This is a genomic window from Streptomyces sp. NPDC086023 (assembly GCF_044540325.1).
In the GTDB taxonomy this organism is placed as follows: Bacteria; Actinomycetota; Actinomycetes; order Streptomycetales; family Streptomycetaceae; genus Streptomyces.
Genome location: NZ_JBITRX010000003.1, coordinates 303,268 through 320,207, shown reverse-complemented (window position 1 = coordinate 320,207; position 16,940 = coordinate 303,268). Strand labels below are relative to the sequence as shown.

Here is a 16,940-nt window from a genome sequence, read left to right as displayed (position 1 = left end):
CCCGCCGGCCCTTCTGAACCAGCATCCGGAGGGACATGACGACCCTCGCCTGCATACACATCGGGAGCGAAGACAACCGACACCACCAGCACCAGCACCAGCACCAAACCCATCAACAGGAGGCCCACGCACATGACTACGCCGACATCGACAGCCGGAGCCGGGCCGCGGGACGAAGGCGGGGCCGTGCGGATCGGGGCTCTCGCTCCGTTGAGCCGGCCCGGGTGGGCCGAGGCGGGGCGGCAGCTGCTCGCCGGCCTGGAACTCGGCGTGGGCGAGGTGAACGGCGGTGGTGGGATCGGGGGCCGGCCGGTCGAGCTGCTGGTGCGGGACACCGCGGCCGATCCGGACCGGGCCGTGGCGGCCGTGGACGAGCTGGCCGGCCTCGGTGTGGTGGCCGTGACCGGCGAGTACCACAGCGTCGTGGCCCGGGCGGCCGCTGCCCGGGCCGATGCGCTCGGGCTGCCGTTCCTCTGTTCGTCGGCGGTGATCGACGCGCTCACCGAAGGGCCGACCGACTGGGTCGCGCGCCTTCCCCCGGTCCAGTCCCACGGCTGGCGGGTGTACGCCGACTTCCTCCTCGGCGCGGGCCACCGCCGGATCGCCGTGGCCGTCCAGCCGAGCGTGTACTGGGAGTCGGGCATCCGCATCCTCCGGGACCACCTCGCCACCCGCGGCGGCACCGTCACCGAACTCGACGTGCGCGCGCTGGACCCCTCCGCCGTGTGCGACGGACTCGCCGCGCTGGGCGCCACGGCCCTGCTGCTCCTGGCCGGTTCCCCGGAGCCTTCGGTCCCGCTGGTCAAGGCCGCGCGCGCCGACCCACGCCTCTCCGGCGTCCTCATCGGTGCCCCGGCCGGGCAGCCCGAGTTCGCGGAGTGGGCGGCGGCGCTGGGCGGGGACGGCGCCGGGATCCCGTTCCTGCGGTACCTGCCCGAGCGCCTCGGTCCCCTCGGCGAACGCGCCGGGGCCGCCCTGCGCACGCGGCTCGGCGGGGCGCCGTCGTTCGTCGCCTTCGAGGGCTACGACGCCGTCACCGTCCTGGCCTCGGTGCTGCGCGCGCACGGCACGGACCGGGCGCGCATCGCCGCGGCCTGGCCGGCCGTCGACGTCGAGGGCACCCGCGGCCGGATCACGTTCTCCCGTACGCCGGGGACCGGCGTGTGGCAGTGGGTCCGGCCGCCGGTCCAGGTCGTCGACCGGGATCCGGCGGGGTCCGGCGCCGACGGCTTCCGGGTCCTGCACACCGGCTGAGGGCGCCCGCCTACTCCTTGAGCAGCCGCAGGACGGCGCGTTCCGTCGGTCCCCGGGTGGCGGGGGTGCCCAGCGGAGTGCCCTCGCCCAGCCGGTCCAGGGCGGGGGCGATGGTGGTGCCCTCCTCGTACTGCTCGAAGACCACCGGGTCGATGTACGAGGCCCGGCACACGGCGGGCGTGTTGCCGAGGTAATCGCTGACCTCCCGCACCGCGCGGGCGGCCGCCCGCTTGCGCGCGGACGGGGCGGCCCTGGCCGCTCGTGCGGAGACCGCGAGCGCCACCGCGGCCAGGACGGTGGCGTGCCACGTGCGGAAGTCCTTGGCCGTGATGTCCTGCCCGGAGCGCTCCCTCAGGTAGGCGTTGAGGTCGGCGGCGCGCACCTCGTGCCAGGCGCGCCCCTCCCAGTAGGCGAACAGCCGCGGTCCGGGGTCCTTCCGGCGGAGCAGGGCGCGGACGACGGCCAGCGCGTCGTCGTCGACGAGCGTCCGGCTCTGCCGGCGGCCCGACTTGGCGGGGAAGTCCAGGCAGACCTCGCCGCGGCGGCAGACTACGTGTTCGCGCAGCAGCGTGGTCAGTCCGTAGCTGTCGTGGTCGCGGGCGTAGCGCTCGCCGCCGATCCGGAAGAAGCCGAGGTCGAGCAGCCGGGCGGCGCAGGCCAGGACCCGGTCCCGCCCCAGTCCGCGGCCGGTCAGGTCCTCCGCCACGGCGCGGCGCAGGCGGGGCAGGCCGCGGGCGACCCGGCGTACGTGTTCGTGTTTGGCCGCCTCCTGCCGCTCCCGGAACTTCGCGTGGTACAGGTACTGGCGCCGTCCCGCGGCGTCGGTCCCGACGGCCTGGATGTGGCCGTTGGGCCACGGGCAGATCCACACGTCCTGCCAGGCCGGCGGGATGACCAGCCGCCGTATCCGGTCGCGCTGTTCGCCGTCCAGCGGGCGGCCGTCCGCGTCGAGGTAGCGGAATCCCTTGCCGTGCCTGACCCGGCGCCAGCCGGGGCGGTGCGGGTCGCTGGTCCGCAGGCGCGTTCCGCTCACGGCACCAGGAGCGTCTTGATCATGCCGTCGTCCTTGGCCTGGAAGCGCGCGTACGCCTCGGGGGCCTGGGCCAGGGGCAGGGTGTGGGTGGCGAAGCCCTCCACGCCGAGCGGGTCGTCGTCGGTGAGCAGAGGCAGGATGTCGTCCGTCCAGGCGCGTACGTTGGCCTGGCCCATCCGGATCTGGATCTGCTTGTCGAACATGGTGAGCAGGGGCATCGGGTCGACGGCGCCGCCGTAGACGCCCGAGACGGAGAGGGTGCCGCCGCGGCGCACGAGGTCGATGCCGGTGTGCAGGGCCGTCAGGCTGTCGATGCCGGCGCGTTCCATCAGGGGCCGGGCGAGGGAGTCGGGCAGCCTGGCCGTCATCTTCTGGGCCAGGGAGGCACTCGTGCTGCCGTGGGCCTCCATGCCGACGGCGTCGATGACGGAGTCGGTGCCGCGTCCTTCGGTCAGGTCGCGGACCGCGTCGCCGAGGGCGCCGTCGTACTGCCGCAGGTCGAGGGTGTGCACCCCGTCGCCACGGGCGCGGGCCAGTCGGGCGTCGACGAGGTCGACGCCGATGACGAGGCGGGCGCCTCGGTGCAGGGCGATCCGGGCCGCCATCTGCCCGATGGGGCCGAGTCCGAGGACCGTGAGGGAACCGCCCGGGGGGAGGTCGGCGTACTCCACGGCCTGCCAGGCGGTGGGGAGTACGTCGGAGAGGTAGACGAAGCGTTCGTCGGGCGGCCCCTCGGGGACCTTGACCGGCAGCGTGTCGCCGAAGGGGACCCGGAGGTACTCCGCCTGGCCGCCGGGCACCTGGCCGTAGAGCTTGGTGTAGCCGAAGAGGGCCGCCCCCTTGCCGTGGGCGTGGACCTGGGTGGTCTCGCACTGGGAGTGGAGGCCCTGGTCGCACATGAAGCAGCTGCCGCAGGAGATGTTGAACGGCACGACCACACGGTCGCCGGGGCTGAGGGTGCGCACCTCGGGGCCGGTCTCCACAACGGTGCCCATCGCCTCGTGGCCCAGTACGTCGCCGGGGTCGAGGTAGGCGCCGAGCACGGTGTAGAGGTGGAGGTCGGAACCGCAGATGCCGGTGGTGGTCACCTTCACCACGATGTCGGTGGGGTCCTCGATGCGGGGGTCGGGAACCGTCTCCACCCGGACGTCCTCGCGGCCCTGCCAGGTCAGCGCGCGCATGAGTGCCTCCCGCACTGGTCGGTCGTGCGCGGTGCCCGGCCGGATGCGCGCGGGGCGCGGTCCGGTGCGGGCCGTGCCACGCGCCTAACCGGCGGGGGCCGGGCGAAACCTCCCGGCGGTAACGGGGTGCGAGCGCCCCGTGCGGGGTGCGGCGCGGGGCCATGATCCCGGCGCACGCGGGTAGGGGCGCTGTGTCCGTGGCTCCTCCGCGGGGAGTCCGTGGCTCCTCCACGGGGAGGAGCGCCGGTCCCGACGGCGGGAGCGGGCCGGCACCGCCCGCGACGCGATCGGAGATGGTGACATGACCCCGGACACCGGCCGTTCCGCGCCCTCCCCCGGCCCGGAACGCCTCCTCGGCATCTACCTCAACGACCACCGGGCCGGCGCGGCCGGCGGGGTGGCGCTGCTGCGCCGCATGGTCCGCACCCACCGCGGTACGCCGGCCGGCGCCCGGCTGGTCACCCTCCTCCGGGACATCGAGGAGGACCAGGACAGCCTGCTGGAGGTCATGGAGGCCTTCGACGTGCCGGTCATGCACGTGAAGTCCCTGGTGATGCGGCTGGCGGAGAAGGCCGCGCGGGCCAAGCCGAACGGCCGCCTGATCGCGCGTTCGCCCCTGAGCGACCTGCTGGAGCTGGAGGCGCTCCGGCTGGGCGTGGAGGGGAAGCTGGCGCTGTGGCGCTCCCTGGGGAACGTCGCGCGGACCGACAGCCGGGTCGACCAGGCGGCCATGCACCGGCTCGCCGCCCGCGCCGAGCGGCAGATCGCGCTGCTGGAGGGCCTGCGGCTGGCCGCCGTCGACCGTACGTTCACGCCCGGCGGCCGTCCCGTGCCGGTCGCCGCCTGAGAGGCGGCCGGTGATGACGGGCGGCCCGGTGGTGCGCGGGGGTCCCGGAGGGAGCGGCCGGTGACCGGGTACGAGCCCGCGCCGACGGCGCCGGACCGGCTCGGGGCGGTCCTGGCCGGGGTGCTGGAGCGGTCGCACGGCGCGGCCGCCACCCAGATGGCCGGTCTGATCGACGAGGCCGCGCGGGCGCTGGGCGCGGGTGGCAGCCGCCTGTACCTGGTCGACGTACAGCAGCGGCGCCTGATGCCGCTCCCCCAGCCCGGCCTGGCGGCGGACGAGCGGGAGGGCATCGACATCGACGGGTCGCTGGCCGGTCTGGCGTACCGCGGCCAGCGCGTCCAGCAGGCCCGCGACGAGGCGGTCGCCTGGTTCCCGATGGTCGACGGCGTCGAACGCGTGGGCGTTCTCCGGGTCGCCGGGCCGGGCCTGGGGCCCGGGCTGACCGCCGCCGGGCAGGCCCTGGCGAGCCTGGCCACCCTGCTGGTGGTGTCCAAGTCCTCGCACCACGACCTGCTGGTGCAGCGGCAGCGCGTCAGGCCGATGACCCTGCAGGCCGAGCTGCTGTGGGCGTTCCTGCCCCCGCGGACCATCGGCACCGAGCGGGCGACGTCGGCCGCGGCGCTGGAGCCGGCGTACGACATCGGCGGGGACGCCTTCGACCACTGCTTCATCGACGGCACGCTGCACCTGACGCTGCTGGACGCGATGGGGCACGACTTCGCCTCGGGCGGCATGAGCGCCGCCGGGCTGGCCGCGTGCCGGTCCACCCGCCGGTCCGGCGGGTCGCTCTCCGACATCGTCACGGCGATCGACCGGACGCTGGTGCGCTGGATCCCCGACCGGCTGATGACCGCGGTGATCGCCGAACTCGACACGGAGAACGGGGACTTCGTATGGGTCAACTGCGGCCACCCGCCGCCGCTGCTGATCCGTGAGGGGCGGGTCGTGCCCGGCGCGCTGGAGCGCACGGCCCGCCTGCCGCTCGGCTTCGGGTTCCACGGCCGGGAATCGCCCGCGGCGGACCGGGCCCGGCTGCAGCCCGGGGACCGGGTCCTGGTGCACAGCGACGGCATCACCGAGGCCCGCTCCCCCGACGGCGACCTGTTCGGCGAACTACGGCTGACCGACAGCGTGATCCGGTCCACGGCCTCAGGCGAGAGCGCCCCGGAGGCGCTCAGGCGGCTCATCCAGGACGTCCTGGTCCACCATGGCCACCGGCTGCGGGACGACGCGACCATCCTCCTCACCGAATGGCATCCGGCCGGCTGACGTCCGGTGGCGGCCGGTACCGTCCCGCACCTCCGTTCCCTCCCGTACCCGTGGCCCGGGGCGCGGCGTCCGGCGTGGACGCCGGTGGGTGCCGTGGCGTGAATCGTGCGGGTCCGCCGGTCCGTCCAATGGCGTAGGGGGGACTGCCCGTTCGGGCGACGAGCGTGCGTGCCCAGCCCCGGGAGCGGGGTCGGCGGCACAGTCCGCAGCCGTGCCGGGAGGCCGGCCTCCAGCGCGCTGAGCTGGGGTTTCCGGTGCTGGTCCGCGTCGGGGGCGGGGGCGGCCTGCGGGGCGGGCGACGGCCCGGTGCCGGGGGCGGGGGCGACGTACCGGCCCCGGCACCGGGTGGACGGCCACCCCGGCACGCGGGACGGGCCGTTACGCTTCCCGCGGCTTCGGCTGACCGGATGCCACCGCTGTCGGGGGGGACGCCGGAGCCTTGGCACCCGTACATCCACGAACACCCTTGGGGGGACTCCCTTGACCCTGCGCTTAGCCACGCGCCGCTGGGCCACCGCCCTGGCCGTCACCGCATTCGCCCTGACCGCCGGGAACGCGTCCGCGGCCGTACCCACGGTCGCCGCACCGCCCGGCACCGTCACCCTGACCGACCAGGACCTGAAGCTCGCGGCGGACGACCCCAACTGCTTCAAGAAGTCCTTCCCGAACTGCACGAGTTCGGACCCGAACGTGTCCTTCCGGCTGGTCAGCCGGGGCGACACCAGCGCGTGCACCTTCTCCCTCAAGACCACCTGGGGCGACGGGACGAGCAGCACCCGCGAGTTCAGCGGCGGGCCCAACGGGACCGAACTGCTGCCGGTGAAGCACAAGTACACCAAGCCGAGCCCGTTCACCGCACCCAGGACGTACGCCATCACCTGGGCCGTCTCCGTCCTCTCGGGCACCACCTGCCTCCCGAGCTCGGGCACCCTCACCTTCGTCCGCACCTGCACCTCCACCGCGCTGAGCGGCAGGGCCTGGGCCGCCCGCTTCCCGACCAGCACGCGGACCGCCGACCTGGCGGACGGCTTCCGGGGCGACGTCAACGCCTTCGTGAAGGCCATGCGGAACGGCGGGATCAGCGTGACGCCGGTCGCGACGCTCCGGCCGCCGCAGCGCGCGTACCTGATGCACTACGCGTGGCTGGTCGCGAAGAAGAAGCTGTCCGCCGACCAGGTGCCCGCCTTCAAGCCCGCCAAGGGGCAGGACCGCGTCGACGTGTGCTGGCAGCACACCGACGTCAGCGGCGCCTTCGACCCGGCCGCCTCGGTGGCCGCCGCGCAGCGCCTGGTCACCGCCTTCGGCATCGACCCGAGGCTGAAGGTGGCGCCGGCCCTGAACAGCCTGCACACCCGGGGCCTGGCCATCGACATGAACACGACCTGGACGGCGGCCAGCGTGACCGTGGCCAAGGCGTCCGGCGACCGCGTCAGGATCTCGACCACCCCGCACAACGGCCTCAACGCCAAGCTGATCGCGGTCGGCGCCACCTACGGCGTCATCCACTTCTCGCCGCCGGAGAAGGACGCCAACCACTGGTCGTCCACGGGGCGCTGATCCCCGGGCCGGACTCCGGATCCGGTCCTGCGCCCCGCACCACGCCCGCACCACCGCGCCGTCCGCACCGCCCTCGGGGGCCGTGCGGGCGGCGCGGCCGGTTCCCCGCCCGGCCGGAGACCTGAGAGGGGCCGCCAGAGGCATGCGGACGCGCCGGCTCACCGGCCCTTGACCGGGTCGGAGCGGTCCACACGGTCGACCACGATCAGCGCCACGTCGTCCGCCAGCCTGCCCTCGGTGTGCTCCAGCAGGGCGTCCCGGAGGTCCTCCAGGAAGGCCTGCCGGGTGCGGCCGCGCATCGCCTCCATCGCCCTGGCCAGGTCGAAGAAGGCGTTGTCGCCGTCCCGGGCCTCGATCACGCCGTCGGTGTGCAGCAGCAGCCGGTCCCCCGGGACGAACGGATAGCTCTCCAGACGCCCGGGCGGACCGCCGATGAACTCCTCCAGGCCGAGCGGCGGCAGCGGGACGGCAGGCGTCAGGCAGCGCGCGGCGCCCTCGCCGATCAGCAGCGGCGGCGGATGGCCCCGGTTGATCAGTTCGACGGTGGCGTCGTCCTGGATCTGGGCCACCACGGCGGTCACGAAGGCCTCGCGGAACGCGTCGTCGCCGGCGGCCCCCGCCCCCGCGAGAGCCGCGTCCCGCCGCAGCGCCTCCCCGCAGTGGCTGATGACCTCCACCAGGTCGTCCTCGTAGTGCACGGCCTCCCGGAAGGCGCCGAGCACGACCGCCGCGGCCCGTACGGCCGGCAGTCCCTTGCCCCGCACGTCGCCGACGATCATCCGCACCCCGTACCGGGTCTGCACCGCGTCGTACAGGTCGCCGCCGATCTGCGCCCCGGCCTCGGCAGCCAGGTAGAGGCTGGCGGCGCGTACGGGGCCCAGCCGGGCCGGCACCGGGCGCAGCAGGACCTCCTGGGCGGCCGCGGCGATCCGCCGCACCTGGTGGAGCTCGCTTGCCCGGCGCGTCTGGACGGCCCGGCTGGTCACCACGCTCGCCGCGCCCACCAGGAAGAGGGCGACCAGATTCGTGTAGACCTGCTGGCCGCCCCATGCGTCGTTGTGGGTCGCGGTGATCACGCTGACGACCACGGCCACCCCGAGGGCTGCGAGCGTGCCCTTGGGCCCCATCGTCACCGCCGCCAGCGCGGGCGTCGCGACCAGCAGCGGGCCGGTGTACACGACGTGCGCAGGGGTCAGCTCGATGGCGAGCACCACCAGGGCGATCGCGAAGGGCACGCACTCCGCGATGAAGAAGAGGACCTGGTGGTGGCCGGCTCCCGGGCCCGGGGGCGAGCGCAACGGCGCTCTCATGACTACAAGCGTGCCCCCATCGGGCGTACGGCCGCCACTTGCGCCGGCCCCCTCCGACCGGGCCGGCGGACCTCGGAACACCCGCTCACCTGCGCTTCCGCCGGCCTCCCCGGCGCCCCGCGCACCGGCCCTTCGCTCCGACGGGCGCCGGGTTCCGGCTTGGGAGCGGGTAGCGGTCCCGAAGGGGCCCCTCACCCCCCGTCCGCACCGCAACCGCCGACCCGGCCCACGGCCCCGCCGACTCTGGAGTCCCGTACCGATGAGCACCGACCCCGCGGGGGTTCCCCCGGTCTCCCGCCGGGAGTTCGACGCCCTGTTCTCCGCGCTCCGCACGTGGGGCCGCTGGTCCCCCGCCGACCGGGGCGCCTGGAACCGCGTGACCCCGGACCACGTACGCCGGGCCGCCGCCCTCGTCCGGGACGGTACGCCGGTGTCCCTGGGCCTCCCCTGGGACACCCGGCCCGGTCCCGAGAACCCGAAGCCGGCCCTGCACTACATGTCCGACCTCGGCGACGTCGAGCCGCCCGAGCCCGCCACCCACAAGGACTTCCTCGCCGCGGACTGCCACGGCAAGGGCGTGAGCCACCTCGACGCGCTGTCACACGTGGCCTACCGGGGGCGGCTGTACGAGGGGCACGCGGCCAGGGAGGTGATCGGCGCGGGCGGCGCCCGGTTCGGGGCGGTGGCGGCGCTCGGCCCGCTCGTCACCCGGGGCGTGCTGCTCGACCTGCCCGCCGTCCTGCCCCGGCCCCGGCGCACCCCCGGCAAGGAGCACCGTGAACCCGAACCGCCGCGCCCCCTTCCCGTGGGCCGCAGGGCCGCCGTCGCCGTCGCGGCCACCGCTGCCCTGGTGGCGGGCTGCGGGGGCGGCGGCACGTCCCGCGGTCCGGACTCCGACGCCTCCCGAGGGTCCGCGGGCTGCCCGGCGGTGCTCGCTGCGGCGAAGGCGGCCGTGGCGCGGGCGGAGCGTACGGACGCCGCCTGGAACGGTCCCACGACCGGGCCCCCGGCGGCACCGGGCAAGAGCCTCGTGTACGTGGCGCAGACCATGACCAACCCCGGGGTGGCCGGCGCGGCGGCCGGGGTGAGGGAGGCCGCGGCGGTCGCGGGCTGGCGGGTCAGGGTGATCGACGGGGAGGGCACCCCGGCGGGCATCCAGGCCGCGCTCAGCCAGGCGGTGACGCTGCGGCCCTCGGGCATCGTGATCGGCGGCTTCGACCCGCAGCCGACGGCCCGGCAGATGGCGCGGGCCGGGGCAGCGGGAATCCCGGTGAAGTCGGCTGGCACGCCGTCAGCACCCCCGGGCCGAGCACGCGGCCGCCGCTCTTCACCAACATCACGACGCGGGTGACCGAGGTGGCGCGGATCAGCGCGGACCGGGTGATCGCGGAGTCGGGGGGCGGCGGCGGGGTCGTGGTCTTCACCGACGACTCCATCCCGTTCGCCCGCAACAAGTCCGAGCTGATCAAGCGGCGGCTGGCGGACTGCCCGGGGAGCAAGGTGCTGGCGACCGAGAACATCCCCATCCCGGACGCCACCCGGCGCACCCCGCAGGAGGTCTCCTCGCTGGTCTCCCGTTTCGGGGACCGGTGGACGCACTCCGTGGCGATCAACGACCTGTACTTCGCCGACGCGGCCCCGGCCCTGCGGGCCGCGGGGCTGCCGGGCGAGGGGCCGCCGGTGAACATCGGGGCGGGCGACGGCGATCCGTCGGCGTTCCGGCGGATCAACAGCCGCGCGTACCAGGCCGCCACGGTGCCCGGAGCCGCCGGCCCAGCAGGGCTGGCAGATCGTCGACGAGCTCAACCGCGCGTTCGCCGGCCGCCCACCCAGCGCTTACCTGGCCCCGTCCACGTGGTGACGGCGGCGAACAGCGGCGGCGCCACGTCCTGGGACCCACCGGGCTACCAGGAGGCGTACCGCCGCATCTGGCGCGGGGAATGACCGGGCCGCGGCGGCCGCCGAAGGCTCCGTAATCGCGTCAGGACGCCGGGCCGCCGGCCCAGGCGGGCGGCGGGAACGCGGCGTTGCCGTAGGCCGGGAGCGGCACGGCGGGGCCGTGTGCGGCGAGCTGCGTCCAGGGGCGGTTGAGGCCGTTGCCCCCGAGGGCCCCGACCCGGTCGACCGCGTCGAGGTCGAGGGTGTCCACGAGGATCTCCTCTCCGGGACCGGCCTGCCGGCGGACCGTGCCCTCGGGGTCGACGATCGGGCTCGTGCCGTTGCCGGCGGGATCGGCGGCGTTGACGTTGACCACGTACACCTGGTTGGCGCCGGGTCACGGCGGGGTGAGGTGGGTGAGGACGGTGGACATGTAGGCGAGGGCCTCGCGGTCGGTCAGGGGTGGGGTGGTGGGAGTGGGGGTGGGGGTGCGGGGGACGTCGAGGGTCGCGAGGGTGCGGGCGGCGCGGGCGGCGAAGGCGTTGCGCGCTTCCAGGTACGCCAGGACCTGCGCGGCCTCGGCGGCGCGGTGCGAGGCGGCCATCATGCCGACGAACTCGATGCCGACCACTGCGGCGGCGACCACGTTGCCGGTGGTGGTGAGTTCGTCGATGTAGGCGAGGAGCAGTCGGAAGGCCTCCGTCCGGCGGCCGCGGCGGAACGCCGTGCGCGCCTTGACCACCCGGTCCGCTGAGAGGGATCCCTCGGGGACGTCGACGGCCGCCGCGGCGTCGAGGTGCCGCTCGGCGTCGGCGGCCCGGCCCTGGAGCGCCGCGGAGTAGCCGAGGGTCTGGAGCGCCCAGTGCCCGAGGGTCGGCGGGCCCTCCGCCAGGAACCGCGCCGCCAGGGCGGAGGCCGTCCGGTCGACCCGGTCGAACCGCCCGGCGCCCAGCATCGTCCCGGCGGCGTTGAGTTCGAGGTACGAGGCCGTGAACGGCTCGCCCTGGTGACGCAGGGCGGCCGCGGCCGCCGGGAGCAGGCGCACCACGCCGCCGCCGTCACCGCCGGCGTACGCGCGGACGTAGCGGGCCAGCGGGCGGTCCGTGCCGTCCGGAGCACCGGGGTGGCCGGGGTGGCCTGGATGGCCGAGCCGGGCCGCCAGTGCCTCGTAGCCGGCGGGGTCGCCGCTCTGGACGTACCGTTCTGCCGCCCAGAGGAACCAGAAGTCCCGCAGGTCGGCGTCCTGCGGCGGGACCGGGTCCGGGAGCAGGGCGAGGATGCGTTCGGCCCAGTCGCCGATCTCCTGGCGGCCCCGCAGCGCCAGTTCGGTCGCGACCGGCCGTACCAGCGCGTCGGCGAGCGGCACGTCGCCGGCCGCGCAGGCCCGGGCGACCGCGCCGCGCAGGTTGGGCCACAGCTCCCGCAGGCGTGCCACGCCCTCGGCCTCGCGCGGGCCGGTCAGCAGGGCGCCGTCCCGCGTGACGCTGTGGACGCACCAGCGGGCGTGGCGGTCGGCGGCGGCCGCGGTGCCGCCGTGGCGGCGCAGTTCGGCGGCGGCGAACTGGCGCAGCGGTTCGAGGAGCCGGAAGCGGGGGCCGAAGGGGCCTGGCTCCACGCTGACCAGCGACCGGTCGGCGAGGCCGCCGAGCACCGTGCCCGTGTCCGTACCCGCGTCCGTACCCGTACCCGTTCCGGTGTCCGTTGCCGTATCGCGGGCGGGCTCTTCACCGGCCGTCACCGCCGTGGCCGCGCCGGGGCCGAACGGGCCGCTGAAGACCGACAGCCCCCGCCACAGCTCCCGTTCGGGCGGCGTCAGCAGCCGGTACGACCAGTCGACCGCGGCCCCCAGGCTCCGGTGCCGGGCCGGCCCGGTCCGGCGTACCCCGGTCGTACGGAGTTGGTCGTGGACGCGCTCCAGCAGGGCCGCCGGCGGATGGCTCCGGACCCGGGCGGCCGCCAGTTCGATCGCGAGCGGTACGCCGTCCAGGCCGCGGCAGAGGTCCGCCACCGCCTCCTCGTGCGCGGCCGCGCGTACGCCCGGTCCGCGGCCAGGGCCCGTACGTGGAACAGCTCGGCCCCCGCGGACACGTCCAACGGTCCTACGGCCAGCACCTGTTCGCCCTCGATGTCCAGCCGTTCGCGGGAGGTGGCCAGCACGCGTACCCCGGCGCAGCGCTCCGCGACGGTCCTGACGAGCCGGGCCGCGCCGTCGAGCACGTGCTCGCAGTTGTCCACGAGGAGGAGCGCAGGGCCGGACCCGAGGGCCGCGACGACCGCGTCGGTGAGGTTCCGCCCGGCGCGCTGCGCAGCCCCGAGGGTGTCGGCCACCGCACGCGGCACGTCGTCGGGCGACGCGACCTCGGCCAGCTCGACGTACCAGGCGGGTCCGGCGCCGTCGGCGGCGGCCGCCCGGCGCGCGGCTGCCAGCGCCAGCCGGGTCTTGCCGATGCCTCCGGGCCCCACCAGGGTGACCACGGGCGCGTCGGCCAGGGCTCGGCCGACGCCGCGGAGGCAGGCGTCCCGGCCCACGATCGGACCGAGGGGGCGCGGCAGGTTGCCCCTCGTTCCCCCTCCGCCCGCGACGGGCGCGGGGAGGGAGGGGGACGGCGGAGCCGCGGAAGCCTTGAGGGCCGGGCCCGCCGAAGGTTCCCGGTCCGTCAGGATCCGGGCCTCCAGCTCGCGCAGTCGCGGGCCCGGTTCGATGCCGAGTTGTCCGACGAGGTGCCGCCGGGCGCCCCGGTACGCGGCCAGGGCGTCGGCCCGCCGCCCGGTGCGGGCCAGTGCGGTCATCAGCAGCGCCCAGAGCCCTTCGCGCAGCGGATACCGGCCGACCAGCTCCGTCAGCGCGGCCACCGCCTCGTAGGCGTCGGCGTCCGTCCGGCGTACCAGGTCGGCCTCGATTGCGCCGAGCCACTGCTCCGTCAGGCCGGCCACGGCCGCGGCCAGTCCGGGCGCATCGACGCCCGCCAGCGGCACTCCCCTCCACTCGGCCAGCGCGGCGGCCGGGTCGCCCGCGCGCAGGTGCCGCCGGAAGCGGTCCACGTCGACCGCGTCGGGCGGCACGTCGAGGCGGTACGCGGCACCGGTGCGGACGACGGTGCCGGCGCCCAGCCCCGCGCGCAGCCGGGCGACGTGCCACTGGAGCGCCTTCGCGCCGGTGCCCGGCGGATCGTCGGCCCAGACCAGGTCGATGAGCCGGGGGACCGGTACGGGCGTGCCGGCCGACAGCGCGAGGGCGGCCAGCAGGGTCCGGGTCCTGGCCGTTCCGACGTCGAGCGGACGGCCGTCGTCGGTCTCGGCGCCGACGCCGCCCAGCAGCCGGATCCGCACCACAGGACCGCCCCCGCCCCGCCCGACACCACCCGTCGGCCGCCCGTCGACCGCCGTTGACCGCCCGCAGTGCACCCGCACACCGCCCGCACACCCGCCGCACACCGGCCCGGTGGACGGTGGGAGGACAGGCGGCCGCAGGGCCGCGGACCGACAGGAGCCAGGGTATGCAGAGGCGGACAACGGCACGAGCCGTCGGGGCCCTTTTCGTCATCGCCACCGCCGCGGGCGCGGCCGGCATGGCGTTGCTGGGGGAGCCCGGCACGGATCCGGACCGGGAGCAGGTGGTGGGCGGGGCCTGCGCCACGACGGCCGGCGCGCTGCTGGTGCTGGTGATGGCCGGTGCCATCGCCATGATCCCGCCGCTGCTGTTCCCCGTGCTGAAGGAGGACGGGGGCGAGGCCATGGCAGTGGGTTACGTCGTCGCCAGGACGGTCGAGGTCGTCCTCGTCCTGCCGGGGGCCGTCGGGCCGTTGGCCCTCGTGGCCGCCGGCCGCGCGGCCGCGGAGGCGGCCGAGACCGCGGGCACCGCGGAGACCGCCACGGCCCGTGGCGCCGACGCCGGGCTCCGCGCGGTGGCCGCGTGGACGGATACGTACGGGGCGTGGGGGTACCCGGCGGCTTCCCTCTTCTTCTGCCTGAGCGCGGTCCTGCTGAACCGCGCCCTGCTGCGGTCGTCCCTCGTGCCCCGGGCCCTGCCGGTGTGGGGGCTGGTCGCCGTGGTCCCGTACCTGGCCGACGCCGTTCTCGTCCTGTTCGGGGTGCTGGGCCTCACCTCTCCCCTGCACGCCCTGCTCGTCGTGCCACTGGCGGTGAACGAGATGGCGCTCGCCCTGTGGCTGCTCGTCAGGGGCCTTTCTCCTCGTCGGGACCGAGGGTCCGGACGACCCTCGCCGGGTTCCCCACGGCCAGCACTCCCGGCGGAAGGTCCCTGACGACGACGGACCCGGCACCCACGACGGTGTTCTCGCCGATCGTGACACCGGGACAGACGACCACGCCGCCGCCCAGCCAGACGTTGTCGCCCAGGGTGACGGGCAGGCCGCGCTCCCAGCCGGCCCGCCTGCGCCCCGCCTCCAGGGGGTGGGCGGGGGTGAGGAGCTGGACGTACGGGCCGAGCTGGACGTCTTCGCCGAGGGTGATCGGAGCGGTGTCGAGGAAGACGGCGCCGAAGTTGACGAACGTACCGGCGCCGATCCGGATCAGCCGGCCGAAGTCGCAGTGGAACGGCGGCCGGATGCGGACGCCCTCGCCGACCGAGCCGAGCAGCTCGTGGAGCCCGGTCCCGGCAGCGGCGTCACGCCGTCAGTACCCCTTGAGCCGGCCGACGATCGGCGAGGCCGATTCGCCCGCCACCGGGGTGTGGTCCCTCACGCGACGGACGCCCCGTTCGGCCTTGGCGTCGCTCGCCGCGGCGGCCGCCTGCTCGGCGCTCCGGTTCGCCCGCTTCGCGCACCGGGGGCCGGATGGAACCGGCCCGGCAGGAGCTGCGCCTGCCGCGCACCGCCGACACCGGCCCGAACGAGTACCAGAACCACGCGCTGGTCCACGGCGGCGCGCGGCTCGGCGGGCACGGCAGTGGCAGCGGCAAGGCGACGGAGTTCGACGGCCGGGGCCGACGCCCGAACGGGCCAGGTCGGGGAGCCCCCGGAAGCAGAGGGTGTTCACCTGGTCACAAAACGTTGTGGCCGGTTCGCCGTGTTCGTCCGTGGTAACCGGCTCCTGGCTGGAGTGCGCCCGGCACGGGAGCCTCCCGTGTGGTGAAGGAGAGCCTCTGATGACTTGGCAGGACTCCCGGGCGACGGATCCGGACGGCCGTGTCAGGAGAACCGGAGTCAGGCAAACCGGTGTCGGGCGGCCCGCTGCCGGGCGGACCGGTCCGGCCCGCCTGCTGGCTCTGGCCGGCCTGGCGGCCGGCGCCGCGGTGGCGCTGCCGGCCCCGGCCGCCCATGCCGCCACCCTGCCGGTGGCGTGCTCGGCACCGGCCCTGGTGGCGGCGATCAACACGGCCAACAGCCAGCCGGGCGCCGACACGCTCAGTCTGGCCGTCGGGTGCACCTACACGCTGGTGGCGGCGGACCACGCCGCGAACGGCCTGCCGGCCATCAGCAGCGAGATCACCGTCAACGGCAACGGCGCGACCATCACGCGCGCCCCGACCGCCCCCGCCTTCCGCATCCTCTTCGTGGCCGGGGCGGGCAACCTGACGCTGAACAACGCCACGATCAGCGGCGGCCGGGCGGAGACCGACTGCCAGGAGATCCCGGGCATCTCCTGCGGCGGCGGCATCTCCAGCCTGGGCACGCTGACCGTGAACAACAGCCGGGTGCGCGACAACACCGCCACGTCCGCCGAGTTCGCCCAGGGCGGCGGCATCGACAGTGCGGGCACGGGCACCCTGAACAACGTCGAGGTCAGCGGCAACACCGCCGCCTACACCGGGGACGCCCTGGAGGGCGCGGCGGCGGGCGCGGGAGTCGCCAACGACGGCCCGCTGACCGTCACCAACAGCCGCCTGCACCACAACGCGGTCACGGTCACCGCGGACCGGAAGAGCGTGGCGTTCGGCGCCGGCCTGGCGGCCTTCGCCCAGACGACGGTCACGAACGGCACCATCGACGACAACCGCGTCAGCGCCCCCGGCGGCATCGCGCGCGCAGCCCTGACCAACGCCGCCCCGATGACCGTCACGGGCACGGTCGTGCGCAACAACAGCGCCAGTGCCCCCGGCGGCGACGCCCAGGGCGGCGGAGTGGCGACCAACACCACGCTGTCCCTGAGCGCGACCCAGGTCAGCGGCAACCTCTCCAGCGCCCCGGGCGGTACCGCCCTGTCCGGCGGCATCCAGGTCGGCGCCTCGGGCGCGCTCACGCTGAACCGCAGCATCGTGCAGGGCAACACCGCCGCGGGCGGCACCGCCCGGGGCGGCGGCATCGCGAACGCCACCGGCGGCACGGTGACGGCCACCCAGTCGACCATCGGCGGCAACACCGCCGTCGCCACCGGCGGCACGGCACAGGGCGGCGGCATCTTCACCGGCGTCGGCGCCACGAACCTCAGCCTCAGCAGCGTCACCGGCAACCGCGCCGGCGACGGGGGCGGCATCTACGAGGCCTCCGGCACGGTCACCCTGACCGGCACCTCGGTCAAGACGAACGTCCCGAACAACTGCGCCCCGCCCGGCAGCGTCCCCACCTGCGTGGGCTGAGCAAACCCGGCGCCGCCGAGCGACCGCCCCGTACGCGCACTCCCGCCGTACGGGGCGGTCGCGGCGTACGGGG

At 75.6% G+C, this 16,940-nt stretch carries 13 protein-coding genes and 1 pseudogene; 8 read left to right on the top strand and 6 right to left on the bottom strand.

Translation table 11 applies throughout. The annotated features are described in order from the left end of the window. Positions 1 to 132: 132 nt before the first annotated feature. Positions 133 to 1,254 (top strand): ABC transporter substrate-binding protein, encoded by a 1,122-nt coding sequence (locus tag ACIF6F_RS08070; protein WP_399942897.1) that lies wholly within the window; start codon positions 133 to 135, stop codon positions 1,252 to 1,254. A 10-nt stretch (positions 1,255 to 1,264) separates the two neighbouring features. Here the strand turns inward: ACIF6F_RS08070 and ACIF6F_RS08065 are convergent, their stop codons facing one another. Together ACIF6F_RS08065 and ACIF6F_RS08060 are read right to left on the bottom strand one after the other, a co-directional pair. Further along, positions 1,265 to 2,287 carry a DNA topoisomerase IB gene (locus ACIF6F_RS08065; RefSeq protein ID WP_399942894.1) on the bottom strand — a complete coding sequence of 341 codons (1,023 nt, stop codon included), beginning with the start codon at positions 2,285 to 2,287 and terminating at the stop codon, positions 1,265 to 1,267. Beyond that, positions 2,284 to 3,468 carry a zinc-dependent alcohol dehydrogenase gene (locus ACIF6F_RS08060; RefSeq protein WP_399942891.1) on the bottom strand — a complete coding sequence of 395 codons (1,185 nt, stop codon included), beginning with the start codon at positions 3,466 to 3,468 and terminating at the stop codon, positions 2,284 to 2,286. Before ACIF6F_RS08060 ends, ACIF6F_RS08065 begins: the two co-directional genes overlap by 4 nt. Positions 3,469 to 3,769: 301 nt before the next feature. Here ACIF6F_RS08060 and ACIF6F_RS08055 point away from each other — a divergent pair, with 301 nt between their 5' ends. The 3 genes from ACIF6F_RS08055 to ACIF6F_RS08045 all read left to right on the top strand — a co-directional run bounded on the left by ACIF6F_RS08055 (position 3,770) and on the right by ACIF6F_RS08045 (position 7,141). Beyond that, positions 3,770 to 4,315 carry a hypothetical protein gene (locus ACIF6F_RS08055; RefSeq protein WP_399942889.1) on the top strand — a complete coding sequence of 182 codons (546 nt, stop codon included), beginning with the start codon at positions 3,770 to 3,772 and terminating at the stop codon, positions 4,313 to 4,315. Positions 4,316 to 4,375: 60 nt separating this feature from the next. After that, entirely contained in the window at positions 4,376 to 5,584 is a 1,209-nt protein-coding gene (locus ACIF6F_RS08050) for a PP2C family protein-serine/threonine phosphatase (protein ID WP_399942886.1), read from the top strand. Between the two features lie 480 nt (positions 5,585 to 6,064). Next, positions 6,065 to 7,141, top strand: a complete 1,077-nt coding sequence (locus ACIF6F_RS08045) for a hypothetical protein (protein ID WP_399942883.1) — start codon at positions 6,065 to 6,067, stop codon at positions 7,139 to 7,141. A gap of 158 nt (positions 7,142 to 7,299) precedes the next feature. Here the strand turns inward: ACIF6F_RS08045 and ACIF6F_RS08040 are convergent, their stop codons facing one another. After that, a complete protein-coding gene (locus ACIF6F_RS08040) occupies positions 7,300 to 8,451 on the bottom strand; it encodes a PP2C family protein-serine/threonine phosphatase (RefSeq protein WP_399942881.1) in 1,152 nt (383 codons plus the stop codon). A gap of 259 nt (positions 8,452 to 8,710) precedes the next feature. Between ACIF6F_RS08040 and ACIF6F_RS08035 the strand changes: the two genes are divergently transcribed. Continuing rightward, on the top strand, positions 8,711 to 9,802 hold the full coding sequence (locus ACIF6F_RS08035) for a hypothetical protein (RefSeq protein ID WP_399942878.1): 1,092 nt from the start codon (positions 8,711 to 8,713) through the stop codon (positions 9,800 to 9,802). Then, the gene (locus ACIF6F_RS08030) at positions 9,799 to 10,395 is read left to right on the top strand and encodes a hypothetical protein (protein ID WP_399942875.1); all 597 of its coding nucleotides are present in this window, start codon (positions 9,799 to 9,801) and stop codon (positions 10,393 to 10,395) included. The genes ACIF6F_RS08035 and ACIF6F_RS08030 overlap by 4 nt, the downstream gene beginning before the upstream one ends. 37 nt (positions 10,396 to 10,432) lie before the next feature. On the opposite strand, the gene ACIF6F_RS08025 is transcribed toward ACIF6F_RS08030, so the two are convergent. After that, positions 10,433 to 10,705, bottom strand: a complete 273-nt coding sequence (locus ACIF6F_RS08025; RefSeq protein WP_399942872.1) for a hypothetical protein — start codon at positions 10,703 to 10,705, stop codon at positions 10,433 to 10,435. Between the two features lie 1,436 nt (positions 10,706 to 12,141). Then, the gene (locus ACIF6F_RS08020; protein ID WP_399942869.1) at positions 12,142 to 13,662 is read right to left on the bottom strand and encodes a BTAD domain-containing putative transcriptional regulator; all 1,521 of its coding nucleotides are present in this window, start codon (positions 13,660 to 13,662) and stop codon (positions 12,142 to 12,144) included. 164 nt (positions 13,663 to 13,826) lie between these two features. On the opposite strand from ACIF6F_RS08020, the gene ACIF6F_RS08015 reads away from it, so the two are divergent. Beyond that, positions 13,827 to 14,594: a DUF4386 domain-containing protein gene (locus tag ACIF6F_RS08015; RefSeq protein WP_399942866.1), complete on the top strand. Its 768-nt coding sequence runs from the start codon at positions 13,827 to 13,829 to the stop codon at positions 14,592 to 14,594. Here ACIF6F_RS08015 and ACIF6F_RS08010 read toward each other — a convergent pair. Then, a pseudogene (locus ACIF6F_RS08010) lies at positions 14,506 to 14,937 on the bottom strand (sugar O-acetyltransferase); the annotation flags it as partial. The gene ACIF6F_RS08015 and the pseudogene ACIF6F_RS08010 sit on opposite strands and share 89 nt — an antisense overlap. A 499-nt stretch (positions 14,938 to 15,436) precedes the next feature. Here ACIF6F_RS08010 and ACIF6F_RS08005 point away from each other — a divergent pair. Next, positions 15,437 to 16,867 carry a hypothetical protein gene (locus tag ACIF6F_RS08005; protein WP_399942863.1) on the top strand — a complete coding sequence of 477 codons (1,431 nt, stop codon included), beginning with the start codon at positions 15,437 to 15,439 and terminating at the stop codon, positions 16,865 to 16,867. Positions 16,868 to 16,940: the final 73 nt, after the last annotated feature.